Origin of the sequence: Streptomyces sp. Mut1 (assembly GCF_030719295.1) — a bacterium.
Lineage (GTDB): Bacteria > Actinomycetota > Actinomycetes > Streptomycetales > Streptomycetaceae > Streptomyces > Streptomyces castrisilvae.
Genome location: NZ_CP120998.1, coordinates 67,976 through 84,321 on the forward strand (window position 1 = coordinate 67,976; position 16,346 = coordinate 84,321).

Below are 16,346 nucleotides of genomic sequence, written 5' to 3' on the forward strand. Positions count from 1 at the left end.
ACGACGGCTGCCCGAACGGCCGGTCAGGAGCTGTCCCCGAGGAGCCCGGCGCCGACCGCCGGCGCGGGCGGGGCCAGGACAGCGGTACGGGGGTGCAGCGCCCGCGCACGCGGCAGCCGCGCCATCAGTTCCGCCGAGCCGCCCACGACGACGGGATGTCCCACCTCCGCCAGCATCGGCAGATCGGAGAGGTGGTCCCCGTACGCGTAACACCGCGCCGGGTCCACGTCGGGACAGCGCCGCAGCGCGTCACGGACCGCCGCCCGCTTCGCCTCCCCGATACAGGGATCGCCCACGAGCCCGCCGGTCAGCACGCCGTCCCGGGTCGCGGGGACCGAGCACAGCAGGCGCGCCGCCCCCACCTCGGCGGCGATGGGCGCGAGCACCGCGGGGAACGATCCGGACACCAGGATCACCGTGTCCCCCGCGTCGCGGTGCAGTTCCAGCGCCCGGCGCACGTCCGCCAGATAGAAGCCCGGCGCCCTCGACCGCTCGGCGTACCAGGCCCGCGCCCACCGGGCCACCCGGGCGGCGGGCTCACCCTCCCAAGTCCGGTAGTACAGGCGGTTCATGGCTTCCCGGGACGCGCCGGCGGCCGTACGGCGGGACAGGTCCCGGCGGACCCGAGCCGCCAGCCGGGCGCCTCGCGCCCCGTCGGTGCCGCCGAAGTAGTACGCGAGAAAGTCGAACATCGACTTCTCCGCGATGAGCGTCTCGTCGACATCGCTGAAGACCAGGCGGGCCGGCCGGTTCACCGCGCCCCCGACGGCACCCGCGCCGCCCATTCGCCCTCGCTCCAGGCGGCGTACGCCCCGGCCGATGCGTCCAGCCGCAGCGCACCGTGCGCCGCCACCGTGTGCGTGTCCCGCCAGGCCCGCTGGACCTCGCTGGTGTCGTCCCTGGCGTGGACACCACCCGTCCTGAACAGCCGCTCGACGGCCTCCACCAGCAACTCGGCCGCCACCGCCGCGTCGCGCCGGTTGACCGCCTCGACGCGTGGCGCGGCGGGCTCGGCGTCGGCGCCGGCCCCCGCCCGCTCCAGCAGCAGCGCCACGGCGTCGATCTCGGCGGCGGAGCGGGCCAGCACCCGCTGGACGGCCGCGTCCCCCAGAGCCGCCGGGCGTCCGGCCGGCGGGGTGGCCGCCCAGCGGGTCCAGGAGCGCAGAGCGAGCCGGGCCGCGCCGAGCGCCGGGGCGCAGAACATCGGGCCGCCGGCCAGATGCGCGGGCGCCCGGCGGGCCGGGGACGCGCCGGGCTCGGCCACGGCGGCCAGCACGTCACCCAGCGGACAGGCGCGCCGGTCGGGGACGAACACCCCGTGTGCCTCGACGGAGTTGCTGCCGGTGCCGCGCAGCCCGGTGCTGCGCCAGGTGTCGCGCACGGTCACCTCGGAGCGCGGCACGGCCAGGACCCATGCCACGCCGTGCGCCGGAGCGGTGACGGGGGCGCCGGATGCGGCCGGGGTGTGGTCGGACAGGGCCGCGAGCAGGATCCACGGGGAGAAGTCCACGCCGCTGACACAGTCCCAGCGGCCGTCCAGCAGCCTGCCGCCCGGTACCGGGCGGGCTGTCGCGGTGGGCGGGGCCAGGGCCGCGGCGATCAGGGTGTCGGGGCCCCTTCCCCACAGTTCGCGCTGTCCTTCCTCGGGCAGCCTGGCGGCGAACCGCCCGTGCGCGGCCCAGAGCATGCCGCACCAGGCGGCCGAGGGGCACTGTCCGGCGATCAGCGCCGTGGCGTTGATCAGGTCGGCGAAGCCGCCTTCCCGGCCGCCCCATCGGCGGGGCACGAAGTGCCGTGCGAATCCGGCCTTTTGGAGCGCGGTCACGACCTCGGGAGCGAGCCGCCGGTCCCGGTCCGCCGCAGGGGCCGCACGCCCCGCCGCCAGGGCGGCCCGCAGTACGGCGTCCTCGTCGAGCGTGCTGTCCGTACGCTCCGGTAAGGAAAGGCCGGATCGCGTCCTTTTTTGCGGCTCAGCATGATTGAGCACATTCAGCTCCTTGTCGAGCCGGACAGAAATGGTAAAAAATACTTTCCCAACGGTTTGCCATTTGGAGGTGCGGATGCCACCAGGACAGGAACACCCCCCGCGTGCACCGGGATTCGGCGGGGCCCCGGCCCCCGCGTACGCCACAGGCCGCGGCCGACGAAGGCCGGCCGGACCGGGCGCCCCGCTACACCGCCGCGCCGGAGCCGACCGCGCCACGGGAGAAGGTGATCCCCCCGGGCGCGGCGGGCCGGGTCCGCAGCAGCCATTCCATGGTGACCGTGGCGACGGTCTCCTCCCGCTGTACGGCCGTGACGCGCATCCGCGTGAGGTCGGGAGCGGTCCCGCGCGGCCGCAACTCGGCGCACAGCCGCACCGGTTCGTCGAGGTCGGCGAAGGCCGGGCAGTCCATCCGGACGGCGCGCAGTACCGCTGCTCCCACGGGGGCGCCGTGGCAGTGGCTGACCAGGCGGTGGCCGAGCTGGCGGGCACCTTCCAGGGTGACCATCAGCGGTATGTGGTCGCCGGGGTGGTCGAAGAGCACGGCATGGTGGAGGTCGACCAGCAGCCGCCACTCCCCCGTCTCGGTGCGGCCCAGGACGCTGTCCTTGGCCCGCAGGCGTCCGACTTCGGCCGCGGGCAGGCGAGTCGCGGCGGTGTGTCCGGCGGGGACGGCCCCGCCGCCGCCCGGTTCCTCGTTCCCCCGCCAGCGCAGTCGCCGGTACAGCCGCTCGTCGACGGCGTACACGCTCAGCCCGGCTCGGGCACACGCCCGTCCGGCCACGGACACCACCACGTCCACCTGCATGCCGAAGCGCCGGGGCGGCCGGTTCGCCACCCACGACCACTGGACGTCCAGGGTGACGTGCAGCGGGGTGTCGCCGACCGCGAGCGCCTCGTGGTCCGTGATCTCGAAGTGCGTGTCACTGCCGACGAAGCGGTGTCCCAGCGGGATTCCGCAGTACTCGTGTCCCAGGTAGACCAAGGCCTGGCGCACCGTCTCGGTCAGCAGCAGCGGGTCGGACACACCCTGGGCGTCGGGGTAATACAGTGCGTGGTCCCGGGGCCACTGGGCTCCCACGAGGAACCGGCTCTCGCTCACCGGCAGCGCGTCCGTGATGAAGACCTCCGCGACCGCGGCCCGGTGGACCAGTTGTCGGGAGACGGGTTGAAGAAACTTCAGCGAGGTATCCACTACTGCCGTGCCCGGTTCACCTGGGACCCTGGTCGACAGTCCATACAACTGGTCCATGGTCTCTCCCCCATTGGGTTCGGAAATACCGTGGTAGCGCGACGTGAAAATATACCTTCGCAGAGGTATCTTGCAAGGGAACTATCTCGTGCGGGCCATTCGCACCAGGCACCGTCGAAGCGTACGGAAAAGGAATCATGAACAACTCGAACAGCGGTCTGCGTACAGCTTCCGGAGCCAAGGCCGTCTCCCCGCGCGAACTCAAGCAGGAACGTGCCGGCCGCACCCGCAGGCAGCTCCTCGACGCCGCCGCCGCGGCCTTCGCCGAGAAGGGGTTCCCCGCCGTCACGCTCCAGGACATCGCCGACCGTGCCGAGGTGACGAAGGGTGCCGTCTACTTCCACTTCACCAACAAGGAGGCGGTGGCCGTCGCGGTCACCGCGGAGTTCTACACCCACCTGCCCACCATCGCCGAATCGGTCACGGCCAGGCGTCTCCCGCCGCTCCACGCGGTCGCCGAACTCCTCCTGCAGACCGCGGTGGCCCTGCGGGACAATCCGGTGATGCAGGCCGGTGCCCGGTTGCAGATCGAGCGGAACCTCGTCGACGCCGATATGCCGACGCCGTTCAGCGAGTTCACCCAGCTGATCGCCGAGCTGCTGGCACAGGCCCAGGAGGAGGGCACTCTGCGGCCCACCGCCAACATCACCTCCATGGCCCGGGTCGTTGTCGCCGCGTTCTTCGGCAGCCAGCACATCTCCTGGATCCAGCACAATCGCGAAGACCTCATGGACCGCGTCCAGGAGATCATCGACGTCACCCTTCCCCTTCACACATGATGTCCGCCCCCTTCCCGGCCTTCGGCGCCACACAAGGAGAGCCCCTGTCATGTCTGCCCTTACTCTCCCCGTCGTTCCCCTCGGCACCAAGGGCCCGTTGGTCGGCGCCCAGGGCCTGGGCTGCATGGGCTTCAGCGAGGCCTACGGGCCCGTCGCGCCGGACGGGGCGCGGGAAACGCTGCGGGCCGCACTCGACGTGGGCGTCACCATGTTCGACACCGCGGACCTGTACGGGGACGGCGGGAACGAGGTGCTGCTCGGCCCGTTCGTCCGCGCCCACCGCGAACGGGTCTTCCTCGCCACGAAGTTCGGCATCGTGCGGGAGCCGGGCCGGCGCACCTGGAACCAGGTCCGCGGCGACCGCGCGTATGTACGCCAGTGCGTCGAGGCGAGCCTGAAGCGGCTCGGTATCGACACGATCGACCTGTACTACGCGCACCGCCGCGACCCGTCGGTCCCCCTGGAGGAGACCGTCGGTGCGATGGCGGAGCTCGTCCAGGAGGGCAAGGTCCGCCACCTGGGGCTCTCCGAGGTCACCGGTGCCGAACTGCGCGCGGCGCACGCCGTCCACCCGATCGCCGCGTTGCAGTCCGAGTGGTCGCTGTTCAGCCGCGATGTCGAGGCGTCGGCGGTCCCCACGGCCGCGGAACTCGGCGTGGCGTTCGTCGCGTACTCGCCGCTCGGGCGCGGCCTGCTCACCGGGGCGTTCTCCGATCCGACCGAACTGACCCCGGGGGACGGCCGGTTGACGATGCCCCGGTTCGCCGACGAGCACGTTCGCGCCAATCACGCGCTCCTGGGGACCGTCCGTGAGATCGCCGCCGGTCACGCGGCGACCCCCGCACAGGTCGCGCTGGCCTGGCTGCACCAGCAGTCCGGCGTCCACGGCCTCACCGTCCTGCCCATCCCCGGCTCCCGCAGGTCCGCCCGGCTGAGGGAGAACGCCGCGGCGGCGGCCCTGACCCTGTCCGCGGCCGAACTCACCGCGCTCGAACCGCTGGCGGCGCGGGTGGCGGGTGCCCGTTACGCGGACATGAGCAGCACGGCGGCGGCCCGCGAGTGACCGACGGCCCCGGTCGGTGGCGTGCGGGGTTACGGCCCCCGGCCGGGGCCCCGCAGCGACGTCACGCGCTCCGGCCGGCCGGCGGGAGCGCCCCGAGGACCGCCGCGAGGCCTCCCGGGTCGTGACGTGCGATGTTGTGGCCGACGGGGATGTCGTGGACCTTCCAGCCCGCGCGGTGGCGCAGCCGTTCGGTCAGGTCCACGAACGGGCTGCCCGGCCAGGCCCCGCCGCTGATGAAGGTGCGGCCGACCGCGTGTGCGGGGTCGTTGCCCGGCCTGAACGACTGGAGGAAGCTGGCCAGTGGGTGGGGCCGCGCACGCGGGTCCGCCCCCTGGGGGACCGCGACCCAGCGGCCGTCTTCGCGGGCCCCGGCCATGAACAGGTGCCGGAACCGGTCGCTGGTCAGGGACCAGCACGAGTCGCCGTCCTCGGGGACGTAGGCGTCGATGAAGACGAGCTGGCCGATGCGGTCGCCGAGCCGGTCCGCGGCTCCGGCGATCACCATGCCGCCGTAGCTGTGCCCGCACAGCGCGAGGGGCGTGTCACCGCCGCGGTCGATGATCCCGGCCACCTGGTCGATGTGGGTGTCGAGGTTGGGCGGCCGGTCCACGTCGAGCGGGCCGTCCGGCTCCAGCCCCGCCAGGGTCACCGCCTCCACCTGGTGACCGTCGCGGCGCAGCTCGGCCGCCACCGCGTCGAACGCCCATCCACCCTGCCAGCCACCTGGCACTATCACGAACTTCACCGCCCCATCGTAGGCGAACCACCACCCCGCGCGTCCGCCCTGTGACGGCACGTCACGACCGGTCCCGGGGGCGGTGGATACGCGCCCTGCCGTCGCGGCGGGCCGCCCTGTGGCGGTGGTGACGGGGCGCCCGGTCATACTGATGCGCGATAGAACAGGGCGGGCCGCAGGCGGCGCATGACGTACGGGGTGGACGGGTGGGTGTGCCGGAGCGCGTTGGCGCTTATGCCGTGGAGCGGGAGCTGGGGGCCGGCGGTATGGGCACGGTCTATCTGGCCCGCTCGCGCGGCGGGCGTCCGGTGGCCGTGAAGGTGGCGCGGCCGGAGCTCGCGACCGATCCGCATTTCCGGGCGCGTTTCCGCGCGGAGGTCGTGGCCGCCCGCCGGGTGGGCGGTTTCCATACGGCTCCGGTGGTGGACGCCGATCCCGAGGCGGAGGCTCCCTGGCTGGCCACGGCCTACATCCCCGGACCCACGCTGTCCGCCCTCCTCGCCTCCGGGGGGCCGATGGACGAGGAGCGGCTGCGGCAGCTGGGGGCGGCGCTGGCCGAGGCGCTGGCGGCGATCCACGGCTGCGGTCTGGTGCACCGGGACCTCAAGCCCGGCAACATCATCATGGCCGCCGACGGCCCGAGGGTCCTGGACTTCGGCATCGCGCGGGCCATGGAGTCGACCCGCCTGACCTCCACCGGTATGGCCTTCGGGACCCCGGGGTTCCTGGCCCCCGAGCAGGCCATGGGCGAGGGGGTCACCGGGGCGGCCGACGTGTTCGCGCTCGGGGCCGTGCTGGTCGCCGCCGCCGGGGGCAGTGCCTTCGGCGGGGGTACGCCGATGGGGCTGATGTATCGCGCGGTGCACGAGTCGGCCGATCTGTCCGCGGTGCCGCCCGGCCTGCGGCCAGCGCTCCTCGCGTGCCTCGCCAAGGACCCCGCCGAGCGGCCCGGCCCGGAAGCGCTGCTGGACCTGTTCGCGCCGATTCCGGGCACGTACGCCCCGGCGGACGCCGTGCCGCCGCCCCCGGTGGATGCCGTGCCGCCGGCTCCGGTGGATGCGTTCCCCGTACAGCCGCCGATGGACGCGGTCCCCCCGTCCCTGCCGCCGACCGCTCTCGCGCCGCCGCCGTTCCCGCCGGCCTATCCCCCGGCCTATCCCGCGGCCGCCCCGGCGCCCGGACCGGTGGACGACGTCGTCTTCACGGCGACGGACGCCACCTCGGCGGTCCTGATCGATGCCGATGGTGTCGCTTTCGAGTCGGACGTGCGGTACTTCCAGTTCGGCTGGGACCGGATCAGCTCGGTGGAATACGGGGCGGCGCCCCAGAAGTACCTCTGGGTGACCGTCCGGCTCCACGACGGCACCTTCCACCAGCAGGCGGTCAGGGCCCGCAGGGCGTCCCTGCTCCGCACGTGGTTGCAGGACCTTCCGCTGATCATCGCCTGCTTCCGGTAGCCGGGCGCGGGAGGCCTGCCGCCGCTCACGCGGGGCTGTTCGTACGGCCCAGGCGCATGGCGGAGACGAGGAAGAAGACGCCGCCGAGGAACGCGTAGCCGGCCAGGTTCGTCAGCGAGGCGTCGCCCTTGCCGGCCTGGGCGATGAACGAGGTTCCGGCCAGGGTGGAGATGGCGCCGCCGGCGATCATCGGCCACTGTCCGCCCATACCGCGCCGCAGGACGCCGACGATCAGCTGGACGAGCCCCGCGGTGATGGCCCAGGCGCCCCAGACCCGCAGCACGGCGGGGATGCCGTGGCCGGCGGCGGCGGCCAGGCCCGCGGCGGTGAGGGTGCTCAGCGCGACGTTGGCGTAGAGCCCCCGCACCGGCCCCCGGCCGGCCTTGGCGGACCTGATGTCCACGACCGCGCACCCGACGTCGAACAGGGGGTAGGCCACCAGCAGCGTGGTGCTCAGGGCGCCCAGACCGAAACGAGGGAGAACGTTCGGTCTCTCCTCCCTTTCCATCTAAGGGAGCCCGCATTCCCCTGTCAAGACCGAACGTTCTCCCTCATCGGGCTGTTACGGTGTCCCCATGAGCGCGCGCACACAGGCCGGGAGCACGTCGGAGGCTCGGTCCCGGCTGCTCGACACAGCGACCAGGATTTTCTACGCGGAGGGGATCCACTCCGTCGGCGTCGACCGGATCATCGCGGAGGCCCAGGTCACCCGCGCGACCCTGTACCGGCATTTCAAGGGGAAGGAGGAGCTGATCCTCTGCTACCTCCAGCAGGCCGACCAGGGCATCCGGGGGCAGGTCGCCGCCATCCGGGCCCAGGGGCTCGCACCGGCCGACACGGTCCGGGCCGTCGGCCGGTCCATCGTGGAGGGCATCCGGTCCTCCGGATTCCGCGGGTGCGCCTTCCTCAACGCGGCTGCCGAGTACCCCGACCCGGAACACCCCGTCCACCGGGCGGTCCTGGCCCACCGGCAGTGGTTCCTGGAAACGGTCACGGAACTGATGGCCGAGGCCGGCCGCACACCGGCCGACGCGGCGGGCCGCCACTTCGTCATGCTCCGGGACGGCGCGATGGCGGCCGGCTGCCTCTCCGATCCGGCGCTGGTCTCCGAGACGTTCCTGCACGGCGTCGACGGCATCCTGGACGCCGGCCCGGGGCCGGCCCCGGGCTGACGGCCGGGGCGCGCGACGCGGTCAGCCGAGGATGAGCGGAAGCCTCGCCGCGCGTGCGCCCAGTTCCGCCGTCTGCGCGGCGGTCGGCGTACGCCGCCCCGTGCCGATCCGCAGCGCGTCGGCGTCCGGGAACGACGCGGGGAACGCGGCACCGGCGAGATCCTCCAGCGCGGTGCGCGCCACCGCCAGCGTCTCGGCGGGCGGCGCGGGGGCCGCCGGCAGATGCGCGACGAGATCGAGGTGGTGCAGGGTCCACTCAAGGACGTACGCCGACAGGTAGTCGCCGACGGTGAGCACCTTGTCCTGGGTGGAGACCCGGGCGGCGGGGTCCGCGAGTACGGCGGCCCGGCCCGCGGCCGAACCGACGTCGTCCAGGTGGAACTTGAGCCACCGCGGCTCGCCGTACGCCGCGGCGAGCCGGGGGATCAGCGCGTCGAGCGGGTCGTCACCGGCCGGGGGTTCGGCGAGGAGGTCCCAGTAGCCGGCCGCGTCGGCCGTGGGTTCCGCTTCGGCCGGGGTGACCAGGGTGATCAGGACGTCCTGGGCGTCGATGACCAGATGGCACACCAGATCCCGTACGAGCCAGCCCGCACAGCCCGAGGGCTGCGCGAAGTCCTCGTCCGGGAGACCGGCGACGGCGGCGAGCAGCGCCGCCCAGGAGCGTGAGAAGGGATGCACGTCCTCACGGTAGGGGACGTGCCGCGCGAGCGGGGCGGGGGTCACGCGTGATGGCGTGGTTCCGGCTGCCTGGTGCCCGGACGCGGCGGAGGTACTGGCGCGGGTGGGCAGCGCGTAGTCGAGCACGTCCGGGTCGTTGGTGTCGGTGTCAGCGGTGCAGGTAGTACGTGAGCGCCGTGTCCAGGTCACGGTGCCACTGCTCGACGCGGGAGGCCCGGCGGGCGTTGATCTCGCCCTCGAAGGTGGAGCCGTCGTGCAGCGTGAGCGTGACGTGCATCCGGGACTTGCGGACGGTGCGATGGCGGACGTCGGCGATCTCCGGCCAGGACCATTCGACCTCCGTACCCCCGCGGTCCAGGTCCTCGTCGGTCTCGATCTCGTCCAGCGGCAGCCCGTGGAGCGTCAGCAGTACCCCACCCGCGTCGACCACGACGTGGGAATCGGAGTCCGCCGCGATGAACGCCTCGTCGTCGGCGGCGGCGGGCTCCCCGCCGGGGCCCCGGCCGGGTGCGGCGTCGGCGACCGTGGGCACGTACGAGGGCATGGGCGGCTGCGGAGGCTCCAGGCGGTACGACGTCGCCGCTTCCGTCAGTTCATCGAACCGGTCGAGGAGCCGGGCCGGGTCCGGCCGGCTGCCGGGGTTCTTGTCCAGACAGTCCGCCACCAGTCCCCGCAGCCGGGGCGGGACGGCGGTCAGGTCGGGTGCCTCGTGCACCGCGCGGTACATCAGGCCCATCGGCGTACCCCCGCCGAACGCGCTGCCGCCCGCCGCCGCCACCAGGACCGCACCCAGCGCGAACACGTCGGCGGCTGCCGTGACGTCGGCGGCTCCCGTCGCCTGCTCGGGTGCGAGGAATCCGGGTGTTCCGAAGGCGTGGCCGGTGGCCGTCAGGCGCGTGGACTCCACGGCCCGTGCGATCCCGAAATCCAGCACGCGGGGCCCGTCCGCGGCCATGATGATGTTGCCGGGCTTCAGATCGCGGTGGACCAGGCCGCAGCCGTGGATCGCCACCAGGGCCTCCGCGAGCGCCGCGCCGAGCCCCTTCAACTCCTGTGTGTCCATGGGGCCCTGGGAGTGGATGCGTTCGGCGAGTGTCGGTCCCGGCACATACGCGGTCGCCAGCCAGGGAGGGGTCGCGTCCGGGTCCGCGTCCACGACCTGGGCGGTGTGGAAGCCGCCGACGGCCCGCGCCGCGGTCACCTCCGCACGGAACCGGGCGCGGAAGTGGGCGTCGCCGGCGAGCTCGGCCCGCGCGACCTTGACCGCCACGGCGCGTCCGCCGCGCGACCGGGCCAGATACACCGTCCCCATGCCGCCCTCGCCGAGCCGGCGCTCGATCACGTAGGGGCCTATACGCGCCCCGTGTACCGTCTGCCCGTCGGCTCCTCGCCGCCCCGTCGCGCTCACTCGATCCCCCGGGCCTCTTCGGTCGACCATCCTGCCGGAGGGATCATCTCACTCACGGATTCACGGTCCGGCTGTCACGCGCACGGGCGTGGTTCGGACCCCGTCGCGCCCCACGGGTGGCGGGGGTCCGTGCGGGCGTGGATATGGCCGCCCCACACCCTGGCCCCTGTACGGCTCAGGCGCGTTCATGGTGCTGCGCGGCCGGGCCAGGCCAGGTCGTCCACCGCGAGGAACGGTTCGCGGGCCACGGTCGCGGGGGTGGAACCGGTGAACGCCATGACGTCGCGGTGCAGGTGGGACTGGTCGGCGTAGCCGGTGTCGGCGGCCACCCGGGCCGCGGCCTCGCCCGCGACCAGGCGGTGGGCGGCGTGGTCGAAGCGGACCAGTTTCGCGGCGCGCTTGGGCGGCAGGCCCAGCTGCGAGCGGAAGCGGGACCACAGGCGCTTGCGGCTCCATCCGACCTCGGCGGCGAGATCCTCGACCCGGACCAGGCCGTGGCCGGTGAGGGTGCGGTGCCAGGCTCGGGCGACTTCCGGGTCCACCGCCGGCCCCGCCGCGAAGCGGCGGGTCAGCAGCGCGTCCGCCAGCGCGAAGCGGGCCTGCCAGCCGGGGAGTTCACCGAGCCGCTCGCATATCCGCGACGCCTCGCGGCCCCACAGGTCGCCGAGCGGTACGACGGCGCCGTCGAGTTCGGCGGGCGAGACGCCGAGCACGGCGCGGGCGATGACCGGCGAGAGGCGCACCTGTACGCACTCGACGTTCTCTCCGCGCACCCGGACCGCGCCCCCGGAACCGAGCCCGGGGCCCGCGACGAGGCTTCCGCGCCGCTGTTCTCCGGGGGCGGAGTCCAAAACCGGGGAACCGGCGCCGAATTCGAGGAGCAGGGTCACGTTCGGGTGGGGGACCATGCGCAGCGTGTCCAGGTCGTGCACGCGGAACCCGGCCATGGTGACTCCGGCCACCCGGCTGGGCCGTCGCGGGCAGGCGACGTCCCACTCGGCCGTTCCGTGCGTGAACGTGTGCACGCTTCCATGCTACGAGAACCACGAGAGCGCCGGGCGCCGGGAACATTCGTCCAATACCTCGCCGCGGGCGGCGGTGACAGTGGGTCCATGACTGCTTCCGAGACCTCCGTGTTCTCGTCGCCGGCGCCCGGCGACGGCGACATCCATGTGTGCCAGGACGGGCCGCGTGACGCCCCGGCGCTTCTGCTCATCCACGGGTCCGCGTCCTCGGCGCGCTCGTGGGACGCGCTGGTTCCGTTGCTGGCCGGGGCCCATCGCGTCGTACGGATCGATCTGCTCGGGCACGGCCGGTCGGCCAAACCGGACGACGGCCGTTACACGATCCCGGACCAGGCGCGCCGGGCCGGTGAGGTGCTGGACCGGCTCGGTGTCGGGCGGGCCGTGGTGGTGGGGCACTCCAGCGGCGGGGTGGCCGCCACCGCGCTCGCCGAGCAGCGGCCCGAGCTGGTGTCCGGCCTGGTCCTGATCAACACCGGGCCCGGCCTGGGCGCGTTCATCGCCCAGGGGTCCGGCGCGGCCGGGCCCGCGCAGTGGCCGCCGAGCGACGAGCAGCTGCGGCAGTTCGCGGGCACGGGCTTCAGCCGGCCGGGGTACCAAGTGCCGGACGCGCTGCTGGACGAGGTGCGCGCCATGACCTTCCATACGTTCACGGCGACAATGGCGGGCACCCGTGCGTATCTGGAGCAGCGGGCGTTGCCGGACCGGCTGGCGGTGCTCGGCGTGCCGTTGCTGGTCCTCTTCGGTGCGGACGACCGCCGGTGGCGTTCCTCGTCCGCCGCCGATTACCGCGTCGTTCCGGGTGCGGAGGTGGAGCTGCTGCCGGGGCTGGGGCACTCCCCCATCCTTGAGGACCCGCCGCGGGTCGCCGCGCCTCTGCTCGCCTTCGCCGCGCGCCACGGCGTACGGGCCGGCTGAAAGGCGTCGAGCCGGCCGCGGGCGGTCGCGGAGGGGACCTCGTGGACGTGGGGGTGCGACAGATCCGCACGGCACAGCCCGCCCGGGCAGGACCGGGCGGGCTGTAGAGGGGGACCCCGGTCGTCATGACCCGTGTGTCGTGGGTCCGAGGATGCCGTACGTCGGCATGAACATCGCCACAGAGCCGCCGGAGCGCGGGTGGAGCGGCGGCGCGGGGGCCGCTCCCGCCTTCGCCTCCATCCAGCGTTCTGGCAACATCGGCGGGCCCGCACGGCCTCTCCGTAACCACCCCGACCTGCGACTAAGGCGAGACTCAAGCCGGTCCGGAGAGTCTTTCGAGCGTTTTCTGCCAACGTCTTGGCAATGTCTTGCCAAGACGGAAGCCGCTGTCGAAGGAGTGCGCCAACGATGTCCCTCTCCGGTCTCATCGAACAGCAGGTCGCCGCACGCCCCGACGCGATCGCCGTTCACGCCCCCGGACACCCGGGTGACCAGGTCTCCCTGACCTACCGTGAGCTGAGCCGGGCGGCCGACCGGCTCGCCCGGACCCTCGTGGCGCGGGGCATCGGCCGGGGCGACCGGGTGGCGACGGGTCTGCGCCCCGGTCCCCGGCTCGTGACGGCGCTGCTGGCCGTCCTGCGGTCCGGGGCGGCGTACGTGGCGCTCGACCCGGCCGATCCGCTCGCGCACCGCCGGTTCGTCGTACGCGACAGCGCGGCCCGTGCCGTGCTGGCCGAGGCCGCGGACGCCTCCGACTACGCGGGGCTGCCGGCCGCCGTCCTCGGCCCGCGCCCGGCGGGCTCCGACAGCGGTGCGCCGGCCGGTGGCGGCGGCCCGTGCTCCGGGGACGACCCGGCGTACGTCTGTTACGCCTCCGGGCCCGGTGGCGGACCGGCGGCCGGGGTCGTCGTACCGCATCGGGCGCTGGACGAACTGCTGCGGCCCGGGGCGGCGTTCCGGCCCGGCCGGGACGAGGTCGTCGCACAGGCCGCGAGCCCCGCGTCCGCCGCGAGCGCGGCCGAGATCTGGCCGACGCTGGCCGCGGGCGCCCGCCTGACCGTCCCGCCCCCGGCCGCCCACGCCACCCTGCCCGCGCCGGGGCCGGCGGCGGGCGCGTCGCGCGGGACGCCTCCGGGCACACCGGTCCAGGAGATCGTGCGGGACCTGTTCGCCGAGGTGCTGGGGCTGCCGCGCGGGCTGATCGGCGCCGACTGCGACTTCTTCGGCATGGGCGGGCACACACCGGCGGCGGCCCGGCTGCTGGACCGGGTGCGCGAGACCCTGGGCAGCGGCCCGGCCGATCCGGCCGCGCTCCACGCCGCGCCGACCCCGGCCGCGCTGTCCGCGCTGCTGGGCGAGGACCCCGCCACCGCGATCGGACCGGACCCGTCCGCGTCGGAGTCGGAAACGGGCGCGTCCGGCACGGAAAGCGTCGAGCTGGTGTTCCGGCTGCGCGGGCCGCTGGACGTACGGACGCTGGACAGGGCGCTGACCGTCCTGGGCCGGCGGTACGGGGCGCTGCGCAACTCCCTTACCGGGAACGCCGGGACCAGGCTGAGGTCCCTGGGACCGGACGACCACCGGCTGGAGCTGGCGCTGCCCGCCGCCGATGTGGATCTGTGGTCGCAGTTGCCGCTCGCGGCCGATCTGGCGTGCGTCTACCAGGAGTTGGCCGCCGGCGGCACCCCCTCGCCGGTCCGGGACATCGTGCGGTACGCGCCTCGTGCCCCGTACGGCGACCGGGCACCGACCCAGCTGCCCGGCAGCGGCTCCACGGGCTTCGACACGGCCCCCGGCCGCCTGGACCTCGACCTGGACGAGGCCCTGCACGCGCGGCTCACCCGGTTCGCTGCCGCGCGGGGGGCCACGGTCTTCATGGTGGTGCACGCCGCGCTCACCGCCGTACTGCACCAGCTGGGCACGGCCGGTGAGATCACCGTCGCCGCCCCGGTCCCGGCCCGCGACAACGTCACCCTGCGGGGCGCGGTGGGCGCGTACGGGCGGGTGCTGGCGCTGACCGTGGACGCCTCGGGCGACCCGGCGTTCAGCGAGCTGGTGCGCCGGGTGCGCAAGCGGGACCTGGCGGCCTACCGCAGCGCCGACGCCCCTCTCGCGGGCGTGGGGGGCGTCGCTCTCGCCGTCCTCCAGGACACGACGGCCGGCCGGTTCGCTTCGGGTCCGCTCACGGTGCAGCCGGAACGCGCCGGTCTCGCCCTGCCGGCCACCGATGTCGGCTTCACCCTGACGGAGCGGCAGAGCCGGGAGGGCGCGCCGGCGGGCATCACCCTGACGACCACGTACCGGCGCAAGGCGGTCGGCGAGACGGTGGCCGCCACGCTGACGGGCCGGCTGGTCTCGCTGCTCGCGGCGGCCCTGGACCGTCCGGACGCGGTGCTGAGCGCGCTGGTGCCGGCCGGGCGGCCGGCGGACCGGGGCGGGGTGTGGGAGGCGGGCCGCCACGAGCTGCCCGCGACGACGGTGCCCGAGCTGTTCGCGGAGCGGGTGCGGTGCGCGCCGAAGGCCGTGGCGCTGTCGGGTGCGATCGGGGCGGGCGGGGTGAGCGGCGCGGATGACACGGACGGTGCCCCGCCCGGTTCCGACGGATCCGGTGAGCCGGGCGGGCCGGCCGTCCCGGTCATGGACTACGCGGAGCTGGACTCGCGTTCCGACCTGCTGGCGCACGCCCTGGTCGCCCATGGCGCGGGCCCCGGGGCCACGGTCGTGACCGCGCTGTCCTCGCCGACCGGGTTCGCGGTGGCCGTGCTCGCCATCGCGAAGACCGGGGCGGCGTGCGTGCCGGTCGATCCCGCGCAGCGGCTGCCCGGTTCGGTGCGGCCGGTGGCGGTGCTGCTGGACGAGACCGCCGACCTGCTGCTGGGCCGGACACCGGGTGCCGCCCGCCTGGTGCGTGACGAGGCCGCCGATCTGCTGCCCGCCGACGGGAAGTGGCCGCTGCTGGACACGGACCGTACGCGCCCGCTGAGCACGGCCGACCCGGTGCTGTGGGCGGTCGGTGCGGCGGGTTCGCCGGGCGGGGGCGGTGCGACGGTGGTGGGCGGCGGGCCGGTCGTCGCGGCGACGCTGGCCGAGCCGGTCGACGCCGCCTGGCTGGTACGCGGCTACCCGGACGCCGACGCCACGATCGGCCTGCTGGGCGCGCTGGTGCGGGGTGCCCGGGTGCACGTCCCGGACCGTTCCCTGCGGCACGCCGTACCGCAGGAGTTGCTGCGCTGGCTGCGCGAGCGCGACGCCCGGATGCTGCTCGGCGGCAGTGACGAGGTGCTCGTGGCGCTGGTCGCGCTCGCCCGCGAGGAGCGGTTGCCGCTGATCACCAGCGGCGGCTGGGCCGAGGGCCACCTGGTGGTCGAGCACCGGGGCACGGGAGCGGCCAGGCCCGCCCCGGGCTACCGGGCCTATGTCCTGAACGCCCGGCTGCGGCCGGTGGCTCCGGGCACGGTCGGTGCGTTGTACGTGGCGGGGGCGGGCGTGGCCCTCGGTTACGCCGGTTCCCCGGCCGCGACCGGTGAACGCTTCCTGCCCGATCCGTTCGCCGGCCCGTCCCGGGCCCCCGCCCGCATGTGGCGCACGGGCCGGGCGGCCCGGCTGGACGCGGACGGCAGCCTCATGGTCCTCGAAGGCCCGGCCCCCGACGACCCGTTCGCCGGTGCCCCGGTCACGTTCGTCGTCCTCTGCGACCCCTCGGGCCGCCGCGCCCTGTGGCCGGCGGCGGCCCCGGTGCCGGCGGGCTGGTCGAAGGTCCACGCGGAGAGCGGGTACGAGTTGTGCGTGGACCGGCTGGACGAGTTGCCGTGAGGACGGGGGCGCGGCAGAGGCGGGCCGCGCCCGTCCCGGAGAACGGCGGGGCACGGAGGCGGGA

The 16,346-nt window shown here is 74.4% G+C and carries 14 protein-coding genes; 6 read left to right on the forward strand and 8 right to left on the reverse strand.

Annotation, left to right across the window (positions count from 1 at the left end):
- Positions 1-23: 23 nt before the first annotated feature.
- The 3 genes from P8A18_RS33375 to P8A18_RS33385 all read right to left on the reverse strand — a co-directional run bounded on the left by P8A18_RS33375 (position 24) and on the right by P8A18_RS33385 (position 3,236).
- On the reverse strand, positions 24-785 hold the full coding sequence (locus tag P8A18_RS33375; RefSeq protein WP_306061434.1) for an HAD family hydrolase: 762 nt from the start codon (positions 783-785) through the stop codon (positions 24-26).
- Entirely contained in the window at positions 752-1,825 is a 1,074-nt protein-coding gene (locus tag P8A18_RS33380) for an acyl-CoA dehydrogenase family protein (protein ID WP_306061436.1), read from the reverse strand. The genes P8A18_RS33375 and P8A18_RS33380 overlap by 34 nt, the downstream gene beginning before the upstream one ends.
- 346 nt (positions 1,826-2,171) lie before the next feature.
- On the reverse strand, positions 2,172-3,236 hold the full coding sequence (locus P8A18_RS33385) for a ScbA/BarX family gamma-butyrolactone biosynthesis protein (RefSeq protein ID WP_306061438.1): 1,065 nt from the start codon (positions 3,234-3,236) through the stop codon (positions 2,172-2,174).
- A 137-nt stretch (positions 3,237-3,373) separates the two neighbouring features.
- Between P8A18_RS33385 and P8A18_RS33390 the strand changes: the two genes are divergently transcribed.
- Together P8A18_RS33390 and P8A18_RS33395 are read left to right on the forward strand one after the other, a co-directional pair.
- Positions 3,374-4,015, forward strand: coding sequence for a ScbR family autoregulator-binding transcription factor (locus P8A18_RS33390; RefSeq protein WP_306061440.1), 642 nt, complete (start codon positions 3,374-3,376; stop codon positions 4,013-4,015).
- A 49-nt stretch (positions 4,016-4,064) separates the two neighbouring features.
- Positions 4,065-5,078 (forward strand): aldo/keto reductase, encoded by a 1,014-nt coding sequence (locus P8A18_RS33395; protein ID WP_306061442.1) that lies wholly within the window; start codon positions 4,065-4,067, stop codon positions 5,076-5,078.
- Positions 5,079-5,139: 61 nt separating this feature from the next.
- Here the strand turns inward: P8A18_RS33395 and P8A18_RS33400 are convergent, their stop codons facing one another.
- A complete protein-coding gene (locus P8A18_RS33400; RefSeq protein WP_306061443.1) occupies positions 5,140-5,823 on the reverse strand; it encodes an alpha/beta fold hydrolase in 684 nt (227 codons plus the stop codon).
- Between the two features lie 203 nt (positions 5,824-6,026).
- On the opposite strand from P8A18_RS33400, the gene P8A18_RS33405 reads away from it, so the two are divergent.
- Entirely contained in the window at positions 6,027-7,271 is a 1,245-nt protein-coding gene (locus tag P8A18_RS33405) for a serine/threonine-protein kinase (protein WP_371933810.1), read from the forward strand.
- A 25-nt stretch (positions 7,272-7,296) separates the two neighbouring features.
- Here P8A18_RS33405 and P8A18_RS33410 read toward each other — a convergent pair whose 3' ends face one another.
- Positions 7,297-7,779 carry a hypothetical protein gene (locus P8A18_RS33410; RefSeq protein ID WP_306061445.1) on the reverse strand — a complete coding sequence of 161 codons (483 nt, stop codon included), beginning with the start codon at positions 7,777-7,779 and terminating at the stop codon, positions 7,297-7,299.
- 67 nt (positions 7,780-7,846) lie between these two features.
- Here P8A18_RS33410 and P8A18_RS33415 point away from each other — a divergent pair, with 67 nt between their 5' ends.
- Entirely contained in the window at positions 7,847-8,443 is a 597-nt protein-coding gene (locus P8A18_RS33415) for a TetR/AcrR family transcriptional regulator (protein WP_306061447.1), read from the forward strand.
- Positions 8,444-8,464: 21 nt separating this feature from the next.
- On the opposite strand, the gene P8A18_RS33420 is transcribed toward P8A18_RS33415, so the two are convergent.
- The 3 genes from P8A18_RS33420 to P8A18_RS33430 form a co-directional block, all read right to left on the reverse strand.
- Positions 8,465-9,121, reverse strand: a complete 657-nt coding sequence (locus P8A18_RS33420) for a maleylpyruvate isomerase N-terminal domain-containing protein (protein ID WP_306061449.1) — start codon at positions 9,119-9,121, stop codon at positions 8,465-8,467.
- 148 nt (positions 9,122-9,269) lie between these two features.
- Complete coding sequence (locus P8A18_RS33425; protein WP_306061451.1) at positions 9,270-10,463, reverse strand: serine/threonine-protein kinase; 1,194 nt, start codon at positions 10,461-10,463, stop codon at positions 9,270-9,272.
- 251 nt (positions 10,464-10,714) lie between these two features.
- Entirely contained in the window at positions 10,715-11,554 is an 840-nt protein-coding gene (locus P8A18_RS33430) for an AraC family transcriptional regulator (RefSeq protein ID WP_306061453.1), read from the reverse strand.
- Between the two features lie 87 nt (positions 11,555-11,641).
- Between P8A18_RS33430 and P8A18_RS33435 the strand changes: the two genes are divergently transcribed.
- Both P8A18_RS33435 and P8A18_RS33440 read left to right on the forward strand, forming a co-directional pair.
- On the forward strand, positions 11,642-12,469 hold the full coding sequence (locus tag P8A18_RS33435) for an alpha/beta fold hydrolase (protein ID WP_306061455.1): 828 nt from the start codon (positions 11,642-11,644) through the stop codon (positions 12,467-12,469).
- A gap of 408 nt (positions 12,470-12,877) precedes the next feature.
- Positions 12,878-16,282 (forward strand): AMP-binding protein, encoded by a 3,405-nt coding sequence (locus tag P8A18_RS33440; RefSeq protein ID WP_306061458.1) that lies wholly within the window; start codon positions 12,878-12,880, stop codon positions 16,280-16,282.
- Positions 16,283-16,346: the final 64 nt, after the last annotated feature.

Excerpts from the sequence above, each read along its gene's own strand:
- P8A18_RS33375 (WP_306061434.1), bottom strand. The coding sequence starts at position 785 with ATGGGCGGCGCGGGTGCCGTCGGGGGCGCGGTGAACCGGCCGGCCCGC.
- P8A18_RS33385 (WP_306061438.1), bottom strand. The coding sequence starts at position 3,236 with ATGGACCAGTTGTATGGACTGTCGACCAGGGTCCCAGGTGAACCGGGC.
- P8A18_RS33390 (WP_306061440.1), top strand. The coding sequence starts at position 3,374 with ATGAACAACTCGAACAGCGGTCTGCGTACAGCTTCCGGAGCCAAGGCC.
- P8A18_RS33395 (WP_306061442.1), top strand. The coding sequence starts at position 4,065 with ATGTCTGCCCTTACTCTCCCCGTCGTTCCCCTCGGCACCAAGGGCCCG.
- P8A18_RS33410 (WP_306061445.1), bottom strand. The coding sequence starts at position 7,779 with ATGGAAAGGGAGGAGAGACCGAACGTTCTCCCTCGTTTCGGTCTGGGC.
- P8A18_RS33415 (WP_306061447.1), top strand. The coding sequence starts at position 7,847 with ATGAGCGCGCGCACACAGGCCGGGAGCACGTCGGAGGCTCGGTCCCGG.
- P8A18_RS33435 (WP_306061455.1), top strand. The coding sequence starts at position 11,642 with ATGACTGCTTCCGAGACCTCCGTGTTCTCGTCGCCGGCGCCCGGCGAC.
- P8A18_RS33440 (WP_306061458.1), top strand. The coding sequence starts at position 12,878 with ATGTCCCTCTCCGGTCTCATCGAACAGCAGGTCGCCGCACGCCCCGAC.